General features: G+C 67.3%; 20 protein-coding genes. 8 read left to right on the top strand and 12 right to left on the bottom strand.

From position 1 onward, the window contains the following. The coding region (locus NY1_RS32705) for an LCP family protein (protein ID WP_369690462.1) at nt 1–1,837 on the top strand (1,837 nt) is incomplete at its 5' end. Between the two features lie 112 nt (nt 1,838–1,949). Further along, entirely contained in the window at nt 1,950–2,621 is a 672-nt protein-coding gene (gene phoU / locus NY1_RS32700; RefSeq protein ID WP_067721009.1) for a phosphate signaling complex protein PhoU, read from the top strand. Nucleotides 2,622–2,675: 54 nt separating this feature from the next. Here phoU and NY1_RS32695 read toward each other — a convergent pair whose 3' ends face one another. The 7 genes from NY1_RS32695 to NY1_RS32665 form a co-directional block, all read right to left on the bottom strand. Continuing rightward, entirely contained in the window at nt 2,676–4,295 is a 1,620-nt protein-coding gene (locus NY1_RS32695; RefSeq protein WP_157762601.1) for an MFS transporter, read from the bottom strand. A gap of 231 nt (nt 4,296–4,526) precedes the next feature. Continuing rightward, nucleotides 4,527–5,303, bottom strand: a complete 777-nt coding sequence (gene pstB / locus NY1_RS32690) for a phosphate ABC transporter ATP-binding protein PstB (RefSeq protein WP_067721007.1) — start codon at nt 5,301–5,303, stop codon at nt 4,527–4,529. Nucleotides 5,304–5,315: 12 nt separating this feature from the next. Continuing rightward, on the bottom strand, nt 5,316–6,215 hold the full coding sequence (gene pstA, locus NY1_RS32685) for a phosphate ABC transporter permease PstA (RefSeq protein ID WP_067721006.1): 900 nt from the start codon (nt 6,213–6,215) through the stop codon (nt 5,316–5,318). Beyond that, nucleotides 6,212–7,177, bottom strand: coding sequence for a phosphate ABC transporter permease subunit PstC (gene pstC, locus NY1_RS32680; protein WP_067721005.1), 966 nt, complete (start codon nt 7,175–7,177; stop codon nt 6,212–6,214). The genes pstA and pstC overlap by 4 nt, the downstream gene beginning before the upstream one ends. Nucleotides 7,178–7,289: 112 nt before the next feature. Then, a complete protein-coding gene (gene pstS, locus NY1_RS32675) occupies nt 7,290–8,408 on the bottom strand; it encodes a phosphate ABC transporter substrate-binding protein PstS (protein WP_067721004.1) in 1,119 nt (372 codons plus the stop codon). 281 nt (nt 8,409–8,689) lie between these two features. Then, nucleotides 8,690–9,601 carry a mycothiol synthase gene (mshD, locus tag NY1_RS32670; protein WP_067721003.1) on the bottom strand — a complete coding sequence of 304 codons (912 nt, stop codon included), beginning with the start codon at nt 9,599–9,601 and terminating at the stop codon, nt 8,690–8,692. Then, nucleotides 9,601–10,350, bottom strand: a complete 750-nt coding sequence (locus tag NY1_RS32665) for a winged helix-turn-helix transcriptional regulator (protein ID WP_067721002.1) — start codon at nt 10,348–10,350, stop codon at nt 9,601–9,603. Before NY1_RS32665 ends, mshD begins: the two co-directional genes overlap by 1 nt. 231 nt (nt 10,351–10,581) lie before the next feature. On the opposite strand from NY1_RS32665, the gene NY1_RS44845 reads away from it, so the two are divergent. The 6 genes from NY1_RS44845 (at nt 10,582) to NY1_RS32635 (ending at nt 14,750) form a co-directional block, all read left to right on the top strand. After that, on the top strand, nt 10,582–11,430 hold the full coding sequence (locus NY1_RS44845) for an LmeA family phospholipid-binding protein (RefSeq protein ID WP_067721001.1): 849 nt from the start codon (nt 10,582–10,584) through the stop codon (nt 11,428–11,430). After that, nucleotides 11,427–11,885 carry a thioredoxin family protein gene (locus NY1_RS44840; protein WP_067721000.1) on the top strand — a complete coding sequence of 153 codons (459 nt, stop codon included), beginning with the start codon at nt 11,427–11,429 and terminating at the stop codon, nt 11,883–11,885. Before NY1_RS44845 ends, NY1_RS44840 begins: the two co-directional genes overlap by 4 nt. A gap of 260 nt (nt 11,886–12,145) precedes the next feature. Beyond that, complete coding sequence (locus NY1_RS32650; protein ID WP_067720999.1) at nt 12,146–12,643, top strand: DUF4395 domain-containing protein; 498 nt, start codon at nt 12,146–12,148, stop codon at nt 12,641–12,643. A 54-nt stretch (nt 12,644–12,697) separates the two neighbouring features. Next, entirely contained in the window at nt 12,698–13,531 is an 834-nt protein-coding gene (locus tag NY1_RS32645) for a sulfurtransferase (protein ID WP_067720998.1), read from the top strand. A gap of 4 nt (nt 13,532–13,535) precedes the next feature. Then, nucleotides 13,536–13,841: a DUF1416 domain-containing protein gene (locus tag NY1_RS32640; protein ID WP_067720997.1), complete on the top strand. Its 306-nt coding sequence runs from the start codon at nt 13,536–13,538 to the stop codon at nt 13,839–13,841. Nucleotides 13,842–14,042: 201 nt separating this feature from the next. Beyond that, nucleotides 14,043–14,750, top strand: coding sequence for a heme-binding beta-barrel domain-containing protein (locus NY1_RS32635; protein ID WP_067720996.1), 708 nt, complete (start codon nt 14,043–14,045; stop codon nt 14,748–14,750). A gap of 348 nt (nt 14,751–15,098) precedes the next feature. Here NY1_RS32635 and NY1_RS32630 read toward each other — a convergent pair whose 3' ends face one another. The 5 genes from NY1_RS32630 to NY1_RS32610 all read right to left on the bottom strand — a co-directional run bounded on the left by NY1_RS32630 (nt 15,099) and on the right by NY1_RS32610 (nt 22,635). Beyond that, complete coding sequence (locus NY1_RS32630; RefSeq protein WP_067720995.1) at nt 15,099–16,736, bottom strand: ATP-binding cassette domain-containing protein; 1,638 nt, start codon at nt 16,734–16,736, stop codon at nt 15,099–15,101. 295 nt (nt 16,737–17,031) lie between these two features. Continuing rightward, the gene (gene cydD / locus NY1_RS42280) at nt 17,032–18,945 is read right to left on the bottom strand and encodes a thiol reductant ABC exporter subunit CydD (protein WP_084535770.1); all 1,914 of its coding nucleotides are present in this window, start codon (nt 18,943–18,945) and stop codon (nt 17,032–17,034) included. A gap of 62 nt (nt 18,946–19,007) precedes the next feature. After that, a complete protein-coding gene (gene cydB, locus NY1_RS32620; RefSeq protein ID WP_067720994.1) occupies nt 19,008–20,039 on the bottom strand; it encodes a cytochrome d ubiquinol oxidase subunit II in 1,032 nt (343 codons plus the stop codon). Between the two features lie 9 nt (nt 20,040–20,048). Beyond that, a complete protein-coding gene (locus NY1_RS32615) occupies nt 20,049–21,524 on the bottom strand; it encodes a cytochrome ubiquinol oxidase subunit I (RefSeq protein ID WP_067720993.1) in 1,476 nt (491 codons plus the stop codon). A 187-nt stretch (nt 21,525–21,711) separates the two neighbouring features. After that, nucleotides 21,712–22,635: an aminodeoxychorismate lyase gene (locus NY1_RS32610; protein WP_067720992.1), complete on the bottom strand. Its 924-nt coding sequence runs from the start codon at nt 22,633–22,635 to the stop codon at nt 21,712–21,714. Nucleotides 22,636–22,794: the final 159 nt, after the last annotated feature.

Here is a 22,794-nt window from a genome sequence, read left to right as displayed (position 1 = left end):
TCCCGGGGCCACCGGGGCCCGGCGCGCGGTACCCGCCGACCCCGGTACCACCGGCGCGCGGCGAGCAGTGCCGAACGACCCGGGCACGACCGGCGCACGCCATCAGGTGGCCGCCCCCGCTGCCGCCCCGCGCGGCCTGGAGGGCGAGATGCGCAGGGCCGCCGTGGCCGATCCGCCCACCGAAGAACTACCCGCGATCACCCCCGCGCCGCCCGCGCCGAAGCCGAAGGGCAAGGCGCAGACCGGCATTCAGGTGGAGTCGCCCGCCGACTACCCCACCACCGCGCTCCCGGCCGCCGTCGGCGCGAAACCGCTGTCCCGGCTGTCCGCGAGTCGCAGGCGGCGCAATCGGAAGATCAAACTGGCGGGCCGGATCTCGGGCGCGCTCTTCGCGGTGCTCTGCCTGATCATCACCGGCACCGGATGGAGCTACCAGAAGGCCAAAGACGGCGACCTCAACCACGTGAACGCCATCGACACGAATTCCGAGGACATCGTCGATGTCGGCGCGCAGTACGGCGACGAGAACTACCTGATCATCGGAACCGATACCCGCGCGGGCGTGAACTCGCAGCTGGGCGCGGGCACCCTCGACGACGCCGAAGGCGCCCGCGCCGACACCGTCATGCTGGTCAATATCCCGGCCGACCGCTCCCGCGTGGTCGCCGTCTCGTTCCCGCGCGACCTGGACGTCACCCGCCCGGAATGCGAGGGCTGGGACAACGACAAGGGCCGATACACCGGCGAGAAGTTCCCGTCGGCCATGGGCGACAAGCTGAACGCGGTCTACGCCCTCGGCGGGCCCAAATGCCTCACCAAGGTCATCCAGAAGATGTCCGGCCTGAAGATCAACCACTTCATCGGCATCGACTTCGCGGGCTTCGAGGCCATGGTCGACACCATCGGCGGCGTGGAGGTCTGCACCAACAAGCCGCTGGTCGACGAGATCCTCGGCACCGTGCTCACCACCCCCGGCAAGCAGAAGGTCGACGGCGCCACCGCCCTCGACTACGTGCGCGCCCGCCACGTGGTCGGCGAGGAACGCTCCGACTACGACCGCATCAACCGGCAGCAGCGCTTCCTGTCCTCACTGCTGCGCAGCGCGACCTCGAGCAAAGTGCTCTTCGACATGGGCAAGCTCAACGGCTTCATCAATGCCTTCGCCGAGCACTCCTTCATGGACAACGTCACCACCAAAGACCTGCTTACCTTGGGCCGTTCGCTCAAGAACATGGAGACGGGCGCGATCACCTTCCTGACCGTGCCGACCGCCGGCACCACCTCCTACGGCAACGAGATCCCGCGGACGTCGGATATCCAGGCCATCTTCCGCGCCATCATCGACGATCAGCCGCTGCCCGGCGAGAAGAAGGTGGAAGCCCCGGCCGGGACCACCAGCGCGGCGCCGACTGCGAAACCCAAACTGACGGCGGTGGATCCGAGCACCGTCTCGCTGCAGATGTCGAACGCCTCCGGGGTCGGCGGCGTGGCCGCCACGGCCGCCACCAAACTGGCCAACCAGGGCTTCAAGATCTACAGCACCGGCAATTACGCCGACGGCGTCTCGGCGAGCACCAAGGTCCGCTACTCCAGCGGGCAGGAAGCCGCCGCCGCGACCGTGGCCAGCGCCATCCCGGGCGCGACCCTGGAATCGACCACCGGTCTGGGCAGCATCGTCGAGGTGGTGCTGGGCACCGATTACGCGGGCACCGTGCGCACCGCGACCCCCTTCGGGCAGACGCTGCCCGATACGCCGACCGAGACCGCGGCTGGGGCGCCGGTCACACTGCCGTCCGATCTGGAGCACGTGAACGCCGCCGACGACACTTGTAAATAGCGGTTCACGAGCACCCGCTCCGAGCTGCGGGGAACCGGACACGACCGACCGGCACCGATGATTAACCCACCGTTGGTGACTTGGTTCCCGGCGACCACTAATGTCTTGAATCATGCGTGTCATCTACAACGAACAAATGGCCGAGCTAGCCGATCTGCTCGGTGGCATGGCCGGGCTCGCCGGATCGGCCATGGAGCGGGCGACCCAGTCGCTGCTCAGCGCCGACCTCGAGCTCGCGGAGCAGGTGATCACCGAATACGACCGCATCGCCGAGATGATCCAGCTGGCCGAGGAGAAGGCCTTCGCGCTGCTGGCGCTGCAGGCGCCCGTCGCCGGTGATCTGCGGCAGGTGGTCAGCGCCATCCAGATCGTCTCCGACGTGAACCGGATGGGCGTGCTCTCGCTGCACGTCGCCAAGATGACCCGGCGCCGCTTCCCGGCGCACGCGGTGCCCGAGGCGGTCAACAGCTACTTCGCCGAGATGGGCCGGATCGCGGTCAAGATGGGCGCGGCGGCCAAGGAGGTGCTCGAGACCCGTGATCCCGAGCGCGCCCTCAAGCTGACCGACGACGACGAGGCGATGGACGATCTGCGCAAGCATCTGTTCACGCTGATCATGGACCGGGACTGGCAGTTCGGCGTGGCTTCGGCCGTGGACGTGGCGCTGCTGGGCCGCTACTACGAGCGCTTCGCCGACCACGCCGTGGAGATCGGCCGTCGCGTGGTGTTCCTGGTGACCGGCGTGCTGCCGCCGGACCCGGACTCCGAGAAAGAGTCGATCTAGCTTCTGAACGAATCAGCGCCCGCACACCGACACGGTGCGGGCGCTGAGCCGTATCTAGTCCTCGGTGGAATCGGTTGGGGCAGGCTCTTTCTCGCGCCAGCCCATCAGGTAGGACTCACCGCGTTCGGGCTTCCAGGGCAGCGCCACGGCGACGATCAGCGCCGCGACGACCAAGGTGCCGACCGCGACGTACGAAGCCGCCTGCGCGCCTTCCAGGGCCGCCATCTTCATGCTGTGGATCAGATCCGCCTTGGCCGGGGCCAGAATCGGATTCACCGGGGCCTTGATGATCTCCAGCACGCTGATCGGCGTATTGCTCGCCAGCTCCTTCTGCTGCGGATTCATGATCTGGTTCGGAATTCCGGCGATCTTGTCGGCCACCCGCGAGGTGTAGATGGAGCCCATGATCGAACCGAGCAGCGCCACGCCCAGCGCACCGCCGACCTCACGCGTGGTGTCGTTGACGGCCGAACCCGCGCCCGCTTCCGCCAAAGGCACGGAGCCCATGATGGATTCGGTCGCCGGTCCCTGCACCACCGCGAAGCCCAATCCCATCAGGATCATCGACAGCACAACCGGTCCGAGATAAGCGGTTTCGACCTTCGTCTGCCCGGCGATGTACATGGCCACCGCCAGGATGAGCAGGCCGGACACCACCATGGCGGTGGTGCCGACGCGCTGCGCCAGCAGGGTCGCGACGGGCGCGGCGAGACCCACGGCCACCGCGAAAGGCAGTGAGTGGATGCCGAATTGGAGCGGGGACAATTCCTTCACGCCCTGGAAGTACTGGGTGATCAGGAACAGGAAGCCGAACGCGGAGAAGTACGAGACGGTGATCGCCAGTGACGGCAGCGCGAAACGGCGGTTCTTGAACAGCCGCATGTTCAGCACCGGCGTCGCCACCCGCAGTTCCCACAGCACGAACACCGTCAACGCGATCGCCGAGAAGAGATAGCCCAGCAGGCTCTGGGTGGACAGCCAGCCGTGCTTCGGGGCCTCGATGATGCTCCACACCAGTGCCGTGATGCCGATCAGCGAGAGCACGATGCCGACGCGGTCCAGGCGATCCACGTGATCGGCCTTGGACTCCGGCACGGTCAGATACACGGCCACGATGGCGACCAGCGCGACCGGGACGTTGATCCAGAACACCGAATGCCAGGAGAAGTACTCCAGCAGCCAGCCGCCGACGGTCGGGCCGATCGCGATGGCGACGCCGGCCATGGCGGTCCAGAGCGCGATGGCGGCGGCGCGTTCGCGCTTGGCGGTGAAGATGTTCGTGATGAGGGCGAGCGTGGCGGGGAAGACGACCGCGGCGAAGACGCCCATGCCCGCACGGGCCGCGATGACCTGACCGAGGCCGGAGGAGAGCGCACCCGCCGCGGACATGGCGGCGACGCCGACCAGGCCGATGACCATGAACAGCCGGCGGCCGTAGCGGTCGCCGAGATGGCCCATGGCGAGCAGCAGGCCCGAGAACGCGAGCGTGAACGCGTCCACGATCCACTGCAGGCCGGCCATATCCGCCTGCAGTTGCACGGCCATCGAGGGCAAAGCCACGTTGACCAGCGTGTTATCAAGCACGACAAGCAGTTCCGCGAGACAGATCGCGATCAGAGCCGCGATCTTCGCCCTCAGCGAGAGCCCCGCGGTCCCGGAACCCCGGGTCGCCATTGACACCGTCATCCGACACACCTCCTGACTAAACCGATTGGTTTACTTGCAGGAAGACTAACTGTGACTGACGGTTGCACACAACACTCCGCGCTACCTATGACGCAGCACACATCCGGGCTTCGCCCCGGGAAAGAAAGGGGGGTATGGGGGCCTGGCCCCCATACCCCCCATACACAGCAACGGCCCCCGATCCGTCCAGGATCGGGGGCCGTCGAGTACTAGCGGTTCCTAACCGAAGCGGCCCGAGATGTAGTCCTCCGTGGCCTTCTGCGACGGGTTGGAGAAGATCTTCTCGGTCTCGTCGATCTCGATCAGACGACCCGGCTTGCCCTGGGCCTCCAGGTTGAAGAAGGCCGTCTGGTCACTCACACGCGCGGCCTGCTGCATGTTGTGCGTGACGATGACGATCGTGAACTCCTTCTTCAGCTCGGAGATCAGATCCTCGATGGCCAGCGTCGAGATCGGGTCCAGCGCGGAACACGGCTCGTCCATGAGCAGCACGTCCGGCGACACCGCGATGGCGCGCGCGATGCACAGTCGCTGCTGCTGACCGCCGGAGAGCCCGCCGCCCGGCTTGTCGAGCCGGTCCTTGACCTCGTTCCACAGGTTCGCCCCGCGCAGCGAGCGCTCGGCGACCTCGTCGAGTTCCTTCTTGTTGCGCACGCCCTGCAGCTTCAGCCCCGCCACCACATTGTCGCGAATGGACATGGTGGGGAACGGGTTCGGCCGCTGGAACACCATGCCGATGGTGCGCCGCACGCCCACCGGATCGATGTTCGCGCCGTAGATGTCCTCGCCGTCGAGCAGCACCGCGCCTTCGACGCGGGCGCTCGGGGTCACCTCGTGCATGCGGTTCAGCGCGCGCAGCACGGTGGACTTACCGCAGCCGGACGGGCCGATGTAGGCGGTCACGCTGCGCGGCAATACGGTCAGCGACACGTCCGAGACGGCGTGGAACTTGCCGTAGAAAATATTCAGGTCTTTGACGTCGATCCGCTTGGCCATCTGTCTTTCCTTCTATCGGTTCCGCGTCAGCAGCTTGTTGACCGCGGCAGCGGCGAGGTACAGCAGCGCGATGATCAGGATCAGGGTCAGCGCCGCACCCCACACGCGCGCCTGGCCGGCGGCCCGGGGGTTGCTCAACTCCTGGTACATCAACAGCGGCAGCGAGGCCATGTTGTTGTTGAAGACGTCGAAGTTGATCGACTTGGAGTAGCCGACGAGCACCAGCACCGGCGCGGTCTCGCCCATGACGCGGGCGACGGACAGCAGGATGCCGGAGATCATGCCGGGGGCCGCGGTCGGAACCACGATCCGCACAATGGTTTTCCACTTCGGCACGCCGAGCGCGTAGGAGGCCTCGCGCAGTTCGTCGGGCACCAGCTTCAGCATTTCCTCGGTGGAACGCACCACCACCGGCAGCATGAGCAGCACGAGTGCCAGCGATACCGCGAAGGCGCTCTGCGGGAAGCCGAAGGTGGCGATCCACAGCGCGAAGATGAACAGCGCGGCCACAATGGACGGCACGCCGGCCAGGATGTCGACCATGAAGGTGGTGACCTTGGCCAGCCAGCCGCGACCGTATTCGACCAGGTACACCGCGGCCATGATGCCCAGCGGCACCGCGATCACCGCCGCGATGGCGGACTGCACGATGGTGCCGTAGATGGCGTGGTAGACGCCGCCGGCGTACTGATCGGGCAGCACGTTGTTCTGCGACTTGGTCCACCAGTCGATATCGGCGACCATGCTGAAGCCCTTTTGGATGACCGTGTAGAGCACCCAGAGCAGCGGCACCAGCGCGATGAAGAAGCAGGCCCACACGACGCCGGTGGCGATATTGTTCTTGATCCGCCGGGCGGTGGAGACGTGCCGGAAGGTGGGGGCCTTGACCGGCTTGTCGAGCGTGGTGGTCATCCGTTCACCTTCCCGCCCGCGACCAGCCGGGCCAGTGCGTTGACGACGAAGGTCAAAGCGAACAACACGAAACCGGCGGCGATGTAGGCGCCGGTCGGCAGCTTGGAGCTGAATTCCGAAGCGGCCGAAGCGATCTTGGAGGCGAAGGTGAAGCCGCCGTCGAACAGCGACCAGTTGCCCGGCTGGGCGGCGGTGCGCAGCACGATGAGAACCGCGATGGTCTCACCGAGCGCGCGGCCCAGGCCCAGCATGGAACCGGCGATCACACCCGAGCGGCCGTAAGGCAGCACGGTGAGCCGCACGACCTCCCACTTGGTGGCGCCGAGCGCCTGCGCCGCCTCGATGTGCGAGAGCGGGGTGAGCCCGAAGACCTCGCGGCTCACCGAGGTGATGATCGGCAGGATCATCACCGCGAGCACCACGCCCGCGGTGAAGATCGTGCCCAGGTAGCTGGTCAGGTTCCCTTTGGAGAACAGGAAGAACCAGCCGAGCTTGTCGTTCAGGAAGCTCTGGAGCGGCTCCAGTTTCGGAGCCAGCACCAGCACGCCCCACAGACCGAACACGATCGAAGGGACCGCGGCCAGCAGATCCACCATGGTGGAGAACGGCCGCGCCAGGCGCTTGGGCGAGTACTGCGTCAGGAACAACGCGATCCCGACACCGATGGGCACCGCGATCACCAGCGCCAGCATCGAACTCAGCACCGTGACCATGAACAGGTCCTTGATGCCGAAGCGCAGATTGTTGGCGTCGGAGGTGTTGAACTCCGTGCTGGTGAAGAAGTTCGCCTTGTTCGCCAGCACCGACGGCACCGCCCGCACCAGCAGGAACAGCGCGATCAGGGCGATCGAGGCGACGATGATGCCGCCCGCGGCGGTGGCGGCCGAGCGGAAGAAGAACTCCGCACCGTACTTGGCGGGCTTCTGTCCGGCGGCCGGCTTGGTGCTGGGTTCGGTCGGCATGAGCGCAGTATCCCCCGGCGGCTGGGCACGGTCCCCCCGCGGGCCGGTCGAAACGGACTGACCCGCGGGTGTTATTTCGTCGTGCACGGTCATGGTTTTATCGATCGATCGATCAGCTGATGGCGTTGATCGCGGTGGTCAGCTTGGTCTTGAAAGCGTCCGGGATCGGCACGTAGCCCGCCTCGGAAAGACCGGTCTGACCATTGCCCACGGCCGAGGTCAGGAACGCCTTGACCGCCTTGGCGGTATCGGCATCGCTGTACTTCGAGCACACGATCTCGTAGGTCGGCAGGATGATCGGGTACGCGCCGGCGGTGGTCGGCTTGTAGAAGGACGAGGTGTCGAGCACCAGGTCGTTGCCCTCACCGCTGATCTTCACGCCCGCGATGGCCTTGGCCGCGGAATCGGCGTTCAGCTCGACCGGCTTCGGGTCCTGCGAGGTCTCGACGGTCAGGATGCGCGCGATGGACAGGTTCTGCGCCTGCGCGAACGACCACTCGTTATAGGTGATCGCGAACTTGGTGTTCTTGATCGCGGCCGAGGTGCCGTCGTTGCCCTTCAGGCCTTCGCCGACGCCGCCGTTGAAGACCTTGCCCGCGCCCTTGCTCCAGCCGCCGGCGGCGGTCAGGTACTTCTGGAAGTTGTCGGTGGTGCCCGACTCGTCCGAGCGGAAGATCACGGCGATCTTCTCGGCCGGCAGCTTGTCCGCCTTGTTGGCGTTCAGCGCCTTGATGGCCTGGTCGTCCCAGGTGGCGATCTCACCGGAGAAGATCTTCGCCATGGTCTTGGCATCCAGGACCAGGTCGGTCACGCCCGGGATGTTGTAGGTGACGGCGATCGGGCCGAACACGGTCGGCAGGTTCCACGCGGGCGCGCCACAGCGGGCGGCGGCCTTGGCGATCTCGTCCTTCTTGGCGTCCAGCGGCGAGTCGGAACCGGCGAAATCGGTCTGCGAGCCGAGGAATTCGTTCACGCCCGCGCCGGAGCCGGAAGCGGTGTAGTCCAGCTTCTGGCCGCTGCAGTTGGTCTGGTAGGCGGCGACGAAGCGGTCCATCGCGTTCTTCTGGGCGGACGAGCCACTGGCCTTGAGCGGGCTCTTGCCGCCGCAGGCGACGTCGATCTTGGCGGTGCCACCGGAGGCGCCGGTGTCGTCCGAGCCACAAGCCGAAAGAGTCAGGGCACCGGCCGCGGCCAGCACACCGAGCAGGGCGCTGCTGCGCTTGAGATTCACTATTCCTCCGCGAATCACGGTCTGCACGCCCGACCCCTCAACGGTCGGACGGGCGCTGTGTGGATGGCCGTTCGCTGCGAACTAGCACACCGGGCAGCGGTGTGCCGCCCACAAGCAACGTAGGGGCGCACGGTTGACAGTTGGACCTGGGCAGGTGAACGGGAGATGAACACGTCACCCCGATTGCGCCGCATGTTGTGTGACATTAGCCGCAGTGTTGCGGATTCCCGCACCACGACATACGGGGCTCCGGGGGCCTGGCCCTGGAACCCTTGTTCGTCCTACGAAACGGTCGCGGCGGAATACGCGGCGTCGATATGGAAGGGCGCGAAGCCCAGCCGCGTGTAGGTGTGCACGGCGGCGGTGTTGTCGGCCTCGGTATACAGGAGTACCGAATCCAGTCCGCGATCGCGCAGATAGTGCAGACCCGCGAGGGTCAGCAGCCGGCCGAGCCCGCGGCCCTGTGCCGAGGGGTCGATCCCGACCACGTAAACCTCACCGACCGGCGGGTTTTCGTCGTGATGGATCTTGGTCCAATGGAATCCGAGGATCTTGCCCGGATCCGCCGGATCGACCGCGATGAAAAGACCTTTCGGGTCGAACCACGATTCCTTGCGGCGCGCGTCGATATCGCGCTCGGTCCAGCCGCCCTGTTCCGGATGCCAGGAGAAGGCCGCGTTATTGACCCGCAGGATTTCGGCATCATCGGAAGGCCCGGCGTACGTGCGCAATTCGAGCCCGGCCGGCACCGTCAATTCCGGTAGCCCAGTATTAGCGAGATCTCGCCGCATTTGCCACAACTCGCGTGCGACCGACAATTCGAGCCGCGCCGCCAAACCCTGTGCGGCGGCCAGATTCCCGTGCGCCCAGACCCGCGCGCCCGGTCCGCCCGCACTCAGCGCGGCCGACACCAGCTCGGTCCCGATGCCCTGCCGCCGGAAGGCCGGATCCACCGCCACCTCGGCCATGGCCGGGTGTTCCCCGTGCGCCGGAACCAGATTCGCGTACCCCGCCACGGCATCGTCGCGCACGACCACCAAATGCCGCGCCTCGGACGCCACGGTCAGCGAGAGCACGGCCTGCTCGGACACCGGCGCGACCCCGTCGGCCGCGGTGGCCCGCTCCAGCACGCCGCGCACCCGCGGGGCCAGCTGATCGGAGACGGTCGCGGTCCACTCCCCCGCAAGACTCACTACACAGGTCCGTTCGCCGAAGTCAGTTCGTCGTCCGCACCCTCGGCCTCCGGGAAGGTGACGGTGTCGCCCTTGCTGGTGCGCGCCGGCCGCACGGCCTTGTAGCCGACATTGCGGACCGTGCCGATGAGCGATTCGTATTCGCTGCCGAGCTTGGCGCGCAACCGTCGCACGTGCACGTCCACGGTGCGGGTGCCGCCGAAGAAGTCGTAACCCCAGACCTCCTGCAGCAGCTGCGCGCGGGTGAAGACCCGGCCGGCGTGCTGCGCGAGGTACTTGAGGAGTTCGAACTCCTTGTAGGTGAGGTCGAGCGGGCGGCCGCGCAGGCGCGCGGTGTAGGTGCCCTCGTCGATGACCAGCTCGCCGAGCGTGATCTTGCCGGTGTTCTCGGGGCTCGCCACGCCGCCGTTGCGGGCGACCAGCAGGCGCAGCCGCGCGTCCAGCTCGGCGGGTCCGGTGCCCGGCAGCAGGATGTCGTCCAGGCCCCAGTCCGCGTTCACCGCGACCAGACCGCCCTCGGTGAGCACGGCCACCACCGGCACCGACGATCCGGTGCTGCCCAGCAAACGGCAAAGGCCGCGCGCGGCGGCCAGATCCGTACGGGCGTCGACCAGTGCCACATCGGCGGAACCGGCCTCGAGCAGCGACGCCACCTCGGTCGGAGCCGGTCGCACGTGGTGCGGCAGCAACGACAGCGACGGCAGTACCGCCTCTGGATTGGGGTCGGAGGTCAGCAGGAGCAGCTCCATGGGGGCCCTCCATCCCATCTGGCATGTGCGTGGCTACTGCACTGTCCGCCACGGCCCCATGCTGGTTATCACAGGTAAGTCGGTTGCTACATTAGCGCGTCCGAGCCCACAGCCTCGCATTCCGGGCGGCGACAGTAACCCCGGTTACCGCGAAGATCACAACGATTCGTTATATGCCTCACCTCGACGGCGGGATCGGACGGCCGAATCGGTCCCCACTAGGGTGCACGTATGTCTTTTCGGCGGGTGATCATTGCGCTGCTGTGTGTGGCAGGGCTCGCGGTCGTGCTCGACTTCGGGGTCGCCGCCTACTCCGAATATCGGGTGTCGCGACTGCTGCGCGAGGGTTCGCACCTCAGCGCCGACCCGGAGGTCACCTTCCACGGATTCCCCTTCGTGGCGCAGGCGTTCGACGGCGCCTACAAGAACATCGACATCCGCGCCCGCTCCGAGCGTCCCGATATCCCGGGCGAGATCATGGTCGAGGCCAATCTGCGCGGGGTGCATCTGCCTTTCGGGGACCTGGTCGACGATCGGGTGCGCAAGGTGCCGGTCGACAAGGCCGAGGCCCGCATGCGGATCGAGCCCACCGAGCTGGGCCGGCTGTTCAAGATTCCGGATCTGCAGGTCTTCGGGCCGCCCGCCGACAAGTCCGACGGCTCCGGCGGTTCCGGCGGCACCGGCGCGACCACCCAGGGCGCGATCATCCTGACCGGCACGCTGCCGATCGGTTCCCCCGCCGAGACCGTCGTCCCGACCGGCACCAAAGACAAGGGCCGGGTGGTGAGCGTGCTGGCCGATCTGCGCCTCGACGGCGATCAGGTCCGCATCACCGCCACCGATATCTATTACGGCAACGAGGCCAGTCCCGCCGCTCTCGGCCCCGACGCCGAGAAGCCGGTGCGCATCTCCGAGGAGGACAAGGCCGGCGTGCTGGCGCGCTTCACCCGCACCATCGACACCAAGGACCTGCCGTTCGGCATCCGCCCGATGAAGGTGGAGGCCAGCGGCGGGCAGATCGTGGTCGAGGGGACGGGCAAGGACATAACCATCGACCTGGATCGGTTGAACCAACCGTGATCACCCTCGTCGTTCTCGCCGCCGCCGTCCTCGCCGCCGTCGTGGCCGGAGTCCTGGTCCGCCGCAACGAAGGCCGGGTGCGCGATTCCGCGCCGGTGGCGAGCGCGGCCCGGGAATCGAATCGGGCCGAACTGCTGGCCGCGGCGGGCGTGATTCCGGGCCGGCCGACCGTGCTGCATTTCTCCGCGGAGTGGTGCGGTCCGTGCGCGGCGGTGCGGCGGGTGGTGGCGAACGTGGTCGGCGAGCTCGCCGATGCGCCCGCGCCGCCGCTGGATCTCGAGGTCGACATCGATGCCGAGCCGGCGCTGGCGCGCGAGCTGAACGTGCTCTCGCTGCCCACCACCTTCGTCCTCGATGTCCAAGGAGTGGAACGGTTCCGCATCTCCGGAGTTCCCAAGGCCACGGATTTGCGCACGTCACTGGGGTCTGCAACGGTCTCCGGACCCACCGAGTGACCAGCATTACGGACCCCGGGTCCAATTTCCCCCGAAAATTGGGTAAACTTCCCAACGTGCAATCCAACCGCGAGCTGATGCTCACCCGACGCCGCACAGTAGACCTGTGCCGCCTCGGTGGTTGTTGCTGCCTGTGCCGCTAGCCGGTCGGCCTTTCGAATTCTTCTGTCGCCGACCGGGTTTGACCCCGCCGTACGAGTGATCGCGCGTAGATCCTCCGGCGAATTTGGCCAATACACCTCCAGCGCAGGAGCACTCTCATGTCGAACCAGAACAGCCCAGAGTTAGAAACGTCAACGGGCCGAATCCCTTCCGGCCAGGTCGATGTCCGCGGCCCCCGCTTCGCCGCCTGGATCACCACCGCCGTGCTGGCGCTCGTGCTGATCGTCTCCGTCTTCTCCGTTCCCGCCGCCACCGTGCTGCTGGCCGTCCAGGCCGTGGTTTTCGGGCTGGGCGCGTTGAACGGTCCCCGCCGCAGCCCCTACGGCACGGTCTACGCGAAGCTCGTCGCGCCCCGCATCGGTCCCGCCCCCGAGCTGGAACCCGTTGCGCCGCTGCGGTTCGCGCAGCTGGTCGGCCTGATCTTCGCCGTGCTCGGCGTGCTCGGCTTCGCGGCCGGGGCCACCGTGGCGGGCGCGATCTTCACCGGATTCGCGCTGTTCGCGGCCTTCCTGAACGCCGCCTTCGGAATCTGCCTGGGCTGCAAGATCTATCCCCTCGTCGCGCGCCTGCGGTCCGGCGCCGCCGCGACCAACTGACCCTTTTCCGCCTCTCAACCAACCTGCTTCCGGCAAAACACTGAAAGGAACAACATGGCTCGCTCCGATGCCCTGGTCTCCGCTGACTGGGTCGAAGAGAACCTGAACACCCCGGGCGTCGTGCTCGTCGAGGTCGACGAGGACACCAGCGCCTACGATCTGGGGCACATCGAGGGCGCCGTGCGTCTCGACTGGAAGAAGGACCTGCAGGACCAGGTCCGTCGCGACTTCGTGAACCGGGAGCAGTTCTCGGATCTGCTGTCGGCCCGCGGCATCGGCAACGATGACACCGTGGTGCTGTACGGCGGCAACAACAACTGGTTCGCGGCCTACGCGTACTGGTACTTCAAGCTCTACGGCCACCAGGACGTGAAGCTGCTCGACGGTGGCCGCAAGAAGTGGGAGCTGGACGGCCGCCCGCTGGTCAAGGACGTCAAGGTGCGCCCGGCCACCTCCTACAAGGCTTCGGAGCAGGATCTGTCCATCCGCGCCTTCCGTGACGAGGCCATCAACGCCATCGGCACCAAGAACCTGGTCGACGTGCGCTCGCCCGACGAGTTCTCCGGCAAGATCCTGGCCCCGGCCCACCTGCCGCAGGAGCAGTCGCAGCGTCCGGGCCACATCCCGACCGCCATCAACGTGCCGTGGTCCAAGGCCGCGAACGAGGACGGCACCTTCAAGAGCGACGCCGAGCTGGCCGAGCTCTACAAGGAGGCCGGGCTGGACGGCGAGAAGGAGACCATCGCCTACTGCCGTATCGGCGAGCGTTCCTCGCACACCTGGTTCGTGCTGCAGGAGCTGCTCGGCCACAAGAACGTCAAGAACTACGACGGGAGCTGGACCGAGTACGGCTCCCTCGTCGGTGCACCGATCGAGTTGGGAGCCTAATCACATGTGCGCAGCACCTACCCAGGGCCAGGCCCTGCCCGCCAATGTCGACGTCGAGAAGGAAACGGTCATCACCGGCCGCGTCCTGAGCACTGACGGCCAGCCCGTGGGCGGCGCGTTCGTGCGCCTGCTCGACGGCAACGGCGACTTCACCGCCGAGGTCGTGGCCTCCGGCACCGGTGACTTCCGCTTCTTCGCCGCCCCCGGCGCCTGGACCATCCGCGCGCTGTCGGCGTCCGGCAACGGTTCCGCCGAGGCCAAGCCGGAAGGCGCCGGCATCCACAATGTGGATGTCACCGTCGCCAAGTAAGACACGGTGCGGCTCGCGCAATTGGCGCGAAACACTCGAAACGGCCCCGGGATTCATTTTCCCGGGGTCGTTTTCGTGTCACCGGGCACGGGTGACTAGACTCCGATCCGTGGTGCAATTCTTCGAGGTCTTGCTGGTTCTCGTTTCCGTACTGATCGCGTGGTTCGGTCTGTACGTCCTCTACCGGCTGTTCACCGAGTCGTGAGCGAGTCGGCGAGCGAGAACGTCGACAACACAACGGCCAACGGCACGTCCACCGAGACGGCCGGTAACCGTGCGGACGGCGCACGCCTGAGCGGTGACAAGGCGGTCGCCGACGCGGTCGAGCGCGCCAAGTCCACCGGGGTGCTGAACATTCCCTCGCTCCCCGATCTACCGCTGCCCGAGGACACCGCCAACCTCCGGCTCGGCCCCGACCTGAGCTCCTCCATGCTCGCGCTGCTGCCCCTGGTGGGCGTCTGGCGCGGCGAGGGCGAAGGCAACGAGCCCGAGAGCGGCGATTACCGCTTCGGCCAGCAGATCATCGTCTCGCACGACGGCGGCGACTATCTGGCGTGGGAATCGCGTTCCTGGAAGCTCGATTCCGAGGGCGCGTACGCCGGCCCCGATCTGCGCGAGAGCGGTTTCTGGCGGGTCGGCATCGATGGTGACGACGAGGTGCTCGAGCTACTGCTCACGCATTCCTCCGGCATCGTGGAGCTCTTCTACGGCCAGGCCCTGACCCAGTCGTCCTGGGAGCTCGCCACCGACGTCGTCATCCGCAGCCAGTCCGGCGTGGTGGTCGGCGGCGCCAAGCGGCTCTACGGCATCGTCGAGGGCGGCGACCTGGGCTATGTCGAGGAGCGCATCGCCGCCGACGGAGCTCTGGAACCCCGGCTGTCGGCTCGCCTGCAGCGCTACATCGGCTGAGATACTTCGAGATTCGGCCGCACCGGTTCCCGGTGCGGCCGATTTTTATGCCCGGAAACGGGAACGACCCCCGAGTCGTTATCGCGGATGCAACTCACGCGATTCCGGTCGGACAAGACCGGAGACTCGGGGGCCGGGTGACTGCCTGGGATTCGCGAGGCGTTCGCGCGAACGGGTCGCTCTAAGAGAAAACCCAGTGCAGCGGTGGGCACCTAGCGGACAGCCACCTCACGCGTCCTAGAAATAACCATTTCTTTGACCACCTCCTCTCTTGTGTACTGATGAAAGTAGTCAAAGCGGACAGCGGCGGCAACGTATTTTCTCGGATCGCGAAATCCCAGCTCAGAGCTAGTTTGCGGGAATAAGGCGGTCGATCGAGATGTCACCGTTTCCGGCCACGCGCACCACGGTGTCCGCGCGGTGATCCGCAGGCAGTTGATGGGTGACCACCACTACCGTCCGATCGCGTTCCACCAGGCCGCTGGTGTCGTCCAGCAGCCGCCGCAGCAGGTCCGCGCCGGCTTCGGCTTCGAGGTGCTCGGTCGGCTCGTCCAGCAACAGCACCCGGGCCGGGGCCAGCAGCGCGCGGGCCAGCAGGATGCGGCGGCGCTGGCCGCCCGATACCGCGGCGGCGCCGCCGACCAGGTCGGTGTCCACGCCATTCGGCAGCGCATCCAGCCACTCCCCCGCGCCGACCATACGCAGCGCGTTCTCGGCTTCGGCGGCGGTGATATCGCCGCGTGCCACCCGCAGATTCTCCAGCACGGTGGTGCCGAACAGGTGCGCGTCCTCGGCGAAGAAGGTGACGCCGGGGCGCGGGGTGTCGAACAGCCCCGCCCAGGCCATGAGCAAGGTGGTCTTGCCCGCGCCGCTGGGACCGACCACCGCGATCCGCCGTCCGTCCGGCAGCCCGGGGAATTCCCTTGTCACCGGCTCGGATTCGGCCCGTTCGAGTCGTTCCAGCCGCCGCAGCGCGGCCCGGCCGTTGGTCAGCGCCTGCGCGGCGGCGGGCAGCACCGCCACCGCCTCGAACGCCGACAACGGCACCAGCACCAGGACCGTGAGCGCCATGGGCGTGATCCCACCCGGCGCGATGGTCTGGAACCCGGCCGTCGGCACCCCGGGCCCGCTGCCGTACAACACGATTCCGATGAGCAGCGCGCCCAGCACGCTCACCCCGATCGACAACGGCGTGGCGGCCGCCGCCCAAGCACTCCGCGATGCCGCCTGATCCTCCGCCGACACCGCCCGCCGCCCCGCCGAATTCGCCTCGGCCAGCGCGGCATTCAATCGCCCCGCCACCCGCAACTCGGGCGCGTGGTCGAGCACGGTGAGCGCGCCCGCCTGGAACTCGGTCCGGTCCGTCCGCACCGCCTCCTCGGCTTCCCGGGCCGCGCGCGCCGAAAGCCACGGCGCGGCAATCCCGGCCACGCCCAGCGCCGCCGCGAGAATCAGCGCCGCCGGAATCGAGACGGGCACGAGCAGTCCGATCGCGAACACCGCCAGCACGATCGCGACCGCGATCGGCACGAACGCCCGCACCACCACCGCCCCGAGATCGTCGATATCCGCCATGACCCTGCCCAGCAGCTCCCCGCGCCGCAGTTCGCTCGTATTGCCCCGTGTGGCCGCGTCCTCCACACCGGTCCGGCGCGGCCGCCAGATATCGGCCCCGGCCAGCGTGCGGTAGGTGGTCGTCCGTGCGGTGTTCATCGCACGCAGAGCCACATCATGCGTGGCCAGCCGCTCCAGATACCGGCACAACCCCCGCGAAATCCCCAGCGCCCGAACCGTCACCACCGCGATGGTCAGATCCAGCACCGGCGGCATCTGCCACGCCCGCGCGATCAACCACGCCGCCAGCGCCGCCAGCCCCAGCCCACTCCCGAGCGCCAGCACCCCCCACCCGATCGAGATGGCCATCCGCGCCCGGGACAACTCCAGCAGCAGCCGAATCCGCCCGAAATCCGCCAACCAGCCCCTCATCGCGCACCTCCGTCGCGTCGTACTCCGCCTGCACACCCGAACCAGGCCACGTAACTCTGCCCCAGGCACCAGCTGCCGACTTGCCCGCGACGGCAATCCGAGCCGAACCGGCACCGAATCCGCAGTCCGGCACGCCAGTTGCAGGCCGAGCGAAGTGGTGTCCCGCCGTCACACCCGGGCTGAGTCCGAAACCGAAGTCGTCCGTCCCGGCTCATCTCGCCGGGCCTCGGCTTCTCGCCCGTATGCACCGGATCGCGTTCCCGCCTGCAGCCAATGGCGCCGTGCGGTTCGGCGATCATGGTGCACCTGTCCGGGTCGTCGCCAATTCGAGCGTGATCACCGGGTCGAGTTCGTCCTCGGGTTCGGCTGCGGTGGCGGCATGGACTTCGACAATGTGGTCGGCGACAGCCAGCACCGAGGGGCGGTGGCCGACCAGGACGACGGTGGCCCCGGCCCGGGCGCGGGCGACCAAGGCGGCGAGGACCGTTGCCTCGCAGGCATCGTCGAGGTGGGCGGTGGGTTCGTCGAGCAGGAGGATCCGGCGGGGTGCCGCGAGGGTGCGGGTGAGGGCCAGGCGTTGGCGTTGGCCGAGGGACAGGCCGGTGCCGCCAGCACCGACGGTGGTGTTCCAGCCGTCGGGGAGTTCGGTGAGCACCTCGTCGAATCCCGTTGCGATGCAGGCGGCGTCGACTTCGGCGGGACCGGCGGGAGCGCCGAGGAGTTCGAGGTTGGCGCGCAGCGTGCCGGGAACCAGGACGGGGCGTTGCGGGAGCCAGGCTACGTGGGACCACCAGTCGTCGAGGTCCAGCGCGGTGACCGGGATGCCGTCGACGGTGACCGCGCCGCTGTCGGGGGTCAGCAGGCCCAGGATGGCTTGCAGGGCAGTGGATTTGCCGCAGCCGTTCGGGCCGGTGAGCACGGTCACCGCAGCGGGGCGCAGCATCGCGGACAGATTCGATGGAGCCGCACCGTCCCGAGTGGCGACCGTCAGACCTCGAAGCTCGATGCGGCCGTCGAAATTCCGCAGGGCTCGGCCACGACCGATCCGCACGGCGGCGCCTGCGGCGAGGACGGCCGGCGCTGTGGAGAACTCACCGGCCCCGGTGGTGGCGACCGCCGGGGCGCGGCTGGCCGTCGCTGCGTCGCGTGCTCCTGCCCCCGCATTCAGGGCGGGATCATCGGTAGCCGAGCGGTCGGCGTGCGCCGGGTCCAAGACCGCGAAAGCCTTTTCGGCGGCGGCCATTCCGTCCTGGGCGGCATGGAAGCGTTCGCCGACGGCGCGGAGCGGGAGGTAGACCTCGGGGGCCAGGATGAGGGCGAGCAGGCCGGCGTAGAGGCCCATATTGCCGAAGACCAGGCGCATGCCGATGGAGACGGCGACCAGGGCGACGCAGAGGGTGGCGAGCATTTCCAGGACCATCGAGGACAGGAAGGCCATGCGCAGGGCGGACATGGTGCGGCGGTGCAGGTCGTCGCCGAGGGCTCGGACTCGGCCTGCCATGCCGGCGGGCGCGGTCGAATCGGCCTCGGGGGCGGCGGCTTTCGCGCGTCCGGTTTCACGGCCGAGAGCGCGCAGGGTCGGCATGCCGGTGAAGAGATCGAGAAGCTGGTCGGACAGGCGGGTGGTGGCGGTCAGGGTGTCCTTGGCGCGACCTTGGGTGAGCAGGCCGATGAGGATCATGAAGATGGGGATGAGCGGGAGGGTGACGAGGATGATCGCGCCGGAGATCCAGTCGTGCAGGGCGATGACGACGAGCACGATCGGCGGCACCAGGACCGAAAGCAGCAGGGCGGGAAGGTATCCGGTCAGATAGCCGCGCAGGCCGTTCAGGCCGGTTCCGGCGACCACCGCTAATTCCGTTCGGCGGCGCTCCAATTCGCGCGGGGGGAGTTGCGCGCCCGCGGCCACCACGGCCGTCTCCAGTTCGGTGACGACCTGCGCGCCCGCGCGGTGGGCGAGGCGGGACTGCCACCAGGTGGCGACGACCCGGACCAGGACGGCGGCCGCCAGCACTGCGAGTTCGGTTGTCCAGGAGCCGATGTCACGGCGCGACGGATCGGTGATCACCCCCGCCAGCACGCTCGCCAGCGCCAGCGCCGCCACCACGATGCACACCGTGGTCACCAGCGACAGCGCCACGCTGAGTCCGAGATACCGCCATGCCGAATGCGCGTACCGCCACAGCCGCGGATCGATCGGCCGTCCCATGTTCGACCTCCCTCAGGCACGCGACCCCCGGCGAATCCGCCGGGGGTCGCGCGTAAACCAGTTCAGTTCTTCGCGGTTTCCAGCGGCAGCCCGATGGACGGCGGGATCTGCTCCATGGTGAGCCGCTTGCGGAACACCCAGTAGGTCCAGGCCTGGTAGACCAGCACCACCGGAACCATGGCCACCGCCACCCAGCTCATCACCACCAGGGTGTAGTGCGTGGAGGACGCGTTGTCCACGGTCAGGCTGAACGCGTCGTCGATGGTCGAGGGCAGCACGTTCGGGTAGAGGCACCCGAACAGCAGTGCCGTGGCCGAGGCGATGGTGACGGCGGTACCCGTGAAGGCCCAGCCGTCCCGTCCTTGCGTGGCCGCGAATCCGGCCACCACGAGCCCGATCACCGCCAGGATCAACGGAATCCAGGTCCAGCCCTTGCCGTAGGCCAGCTGGGTCCAGATGCCGAAGACCGCCACCACGACCGCGGTCGGCACGAAGATCTTCCGGATGATCGCCTGCGCGTCGTCGCGGACCTCGTTGCCGGTCTTGAGCGCCACGAACACCGCACCGTGCAGCAGGAACAGCAGCAGCGTGGTGAGCCCGCCGAGCAGCGCGTACGGGTTGAGCAGATCGAACAGGTTGCCCTCGACCTGCTTGCGCTCGTTGAGCTTGACGCCGTGCACGATGTTCGCGAAGGCGAGGCCCCAGGCCAGCGCGGGCACCCAGGATCCGATGCCGATGGCGATATCGCAGCCGAGCCGCCAGCGATCGTCATTGATCTTCCCGCGCCATTCGATGGCGCACGCTCGCACGATCAAGGCCACCAGGATCAGCAACAGCGCCAGATAGAACCCGGAGAACAGGCTGGCGTACCACTCCGGGAACGCCGCGAACATGGCGCCGCCGCCGGTGAGCAGCCACACCTCGTTGCCGTCCCACACCGGTCCGATGGTGTTGAGCACGACGCGCCGCTTCACCTCGGACTTGCGCCCGATGATGCCCATCAGCATGCCGACGCCGAAGTCGAAGCCCTCCAGCACGAAATAGCCGATGAACAGGACGGCGATGAGCAGGAACCAGAACGTTTGCAGTGTCATCGCCGTCTCCTAGTAGGCGAACGAAAGCTTGTCGACGGAGTCCCCGGTCATCTTCGGGGTATCCGAATCGTCCTGTGCCGGTTCGGGTCCGACGATCACGTAGCGCCGCATCAGGTAGAACCAGGCGACCGCGAGCAGCCCGTAGAGCACGGTGAACACGATGAGCGAGGTGAGCACGGTGCCCGGCGAGACCCCGGATACGCCCTGCTGCACCGTCATCCGGATGTGCTGGTCCCCGGTCGGGTTGGGCGCGACCACCCACGGCTGGCGGCCCATCTCGGTGAACACCCAGCCGGCGCTGTTGCCCAGGAACGGCGTGAAGATGGCCAGCACGCACAACCACGAGTACCACTTCTGATCCGGCAGCCGCCCACGCCGGGTGACCCAGAATCCGGCCAGCAGCAACAGGATCGGGCCCGCCATGAAGCCGATCATGGCGCGGAAGGACCAGTAGGTGACGAACAGGTTGGGCCGGTAGTCGCCGATGCCGTACTTCTCGTTGTATTCGACCTGCAGGTTCTTGACGCCCTTGAGTTCGACGTCGCTGAACTTGCCCTCGGCCAGGAACGGCAGCACGTACGGCACTTCGATGAGGTGATCGACGCTGTCGCAATTGTTGTGCGTGCCGATGGTGAGGACCGAGAAGTCGGGGTCCACCTGTGTGGTGCACAGCGATTCGGCCGACGCCATCTTCATGGGCTGCTGTTTGAACATCAGCTTGCCCTGGATGTCACCGGTGATGAAGAGCCCGATGGCGGCGAGGGCGATCACCCACATGCCGAGCTTGCCGGCGGGCCGCCACAGGTCGCGAGCCTCGTCGAGCAGGGAGGCGTCGCCGGTGAGCTTGCTCTGCCGGACCTTCTTCACCATCCACCAGCCGGCCACGGCGGCGACGAAGGTGCCGGAGGTCAGGAAGGCGCCGGCGACCACGTGCGGGAAGGCCGCGAGGGTGGTGTTGTTGGTGATGACCGCCCAGATGCTTTCGAGTTCGGCGCGTCCCCGCTCGGGGTTGTACCTGGCCCCGACCGGATGCTGCATGAACGAGTTGGCGGCGATGATGAAGTACGCCGAGGCGTTGACGCCGATGGCGACCAGCCAGATGCAGGCCAGGTGCACCTTTTTCGGCAGTCGCGTCCAGCCGAAGATCCACAGTCCGAGGAAGGTGGATTCCAGGAAGAAGGCGACCAGCGCCTCCATGGCCAGGGGCGCGCCGAAGACGTCACCGACGAAGCGGGAGTATTCGCTCCAGTTCATGCCGAACTGGAATTCCTGCACGATGCCGGTGGCGACACCGAGCGCGAAGTTGATCAGGAACAGCTTCCCGAAGAATTTGGTGAGCCGGTACCAGCGTTCGTTTCCGGTGACCACCCACGCCGTCTGCATCACCGCGACGAGCGGGGCGAGGCCGATGGTGAGCGGCACGAAAATGAAGTGGTAAACGGTGGTGATACCGAACTGCCAGCGCGCGACGTCTACGGCGCTCATCCGACCTCCCTGCCGATCTACGACATGACGTAGTAACTCGACACTACGCCCACTGGACTTCAGATCAACATGCGACGCGCCACAGTGTGCGCCAAATTTGCCAGCATGTGACGTTTCGGCTACCGAAGTCCCGAAACCCGAGGTCGGAGGTCAGACGCGAGAGAGGAAACAGACCCTGGAGTCCGCATTACCAATCGGCAATACTGCCGGGCAGCGCGATCCCCCTGTCCACCATGGCACTGATCTCGGCGGCCTTGTCATTGGCCGACATTCGCAATCCGTCGAGCGATTTCACCCGGGCCGCGAGGGTCACGCTGGACAGCATCCAGACGCTGTCCGCGGTGATCAGATCGGCGGTGAACAGCGGCGCGTACGAGCACTCCCACCCGGCCTTCTCCGCCACCGTGTACAGCGCCCGCTGCGTGGTCCCGGGCAGCACGCCGTTCTTGGCGGGCGGCGTGATCAGCTGATTTCCACGCTGCACCACCACGGTCGAGCGCGGCCCCTCGAGCACGCGATGCTCGGTGCTGGTGAATATGACATCGTCGGCCCCCATCCGCTGCGCGAACCGCAGCGCGGACATATTCGTCGCGTACGACAGGGTTTTCGCGCCCAGCAGCTGCCACGGCGCGGCCTGCGCCAGATCGATCGAGATGCCCCGCGACAGCGTGATGACCGAAACGCCTTCGGCCCGCGCGGTTTTCACCCGATCGGCGACCGCCTGCACCAAAACGTATCCGGTAGTGGGCGCTTCGGCCCCGGACAGCTCCCCACCCTTGTTAGCTGATGGTTTGCCAACGACTTGCTCGCTCTCCCGGCCACGGGTGAGTGTGATGCGCAGCATGCCCTCGCGCTCGCTCCCCCACTCCTTCGCGGCGATCTGCGCGGCCTTGCGCCAGGCGTCCAGATCCGGCGCCGGCAGATCCAGGGCCTCCGCCGAACGCCGTAGTCGCGCCAGATGTAGTTCGAGCGAACACGCTGTTCCCTCCCGCACCAGCACCGTCTCGAATACCCCGTCGCCCCGTAGCGCGCCGATATCGTCCGCATACAACAACGGCGCGTCCGGATCCCGGATCGCGCCGTCGAGTGTCACCAGAACCCGTTCCACCATGCGACCGAGCCTAGGGGAACCAGCCCGTCGCCGAGCGATTACCGCACCGGCGAACCCGTCAATCCACCTGACCCCGGCGGGAGGCGATGTCTGTGATCGTCGTCGCTCTCAGCCGCCGGCACGCCCGCATAGCGGGCAATGGCTCCCAGGCCGTGCGCC

It is taken from the genome of Nocardia yamanashiensis NBRC 100130 (assembly GCF_001613325.1).
Taxonomy (GTDB): domain Bacteria; phylum Actinomycetota; class Actinomycetes; order Mycobacteriales; family Mycobacteriaceae; genus Nocardia; species Nocardia yamanashiensis.
This window is presented reverse-complemented; position numbering and strand designations above follow the sequence as displayed.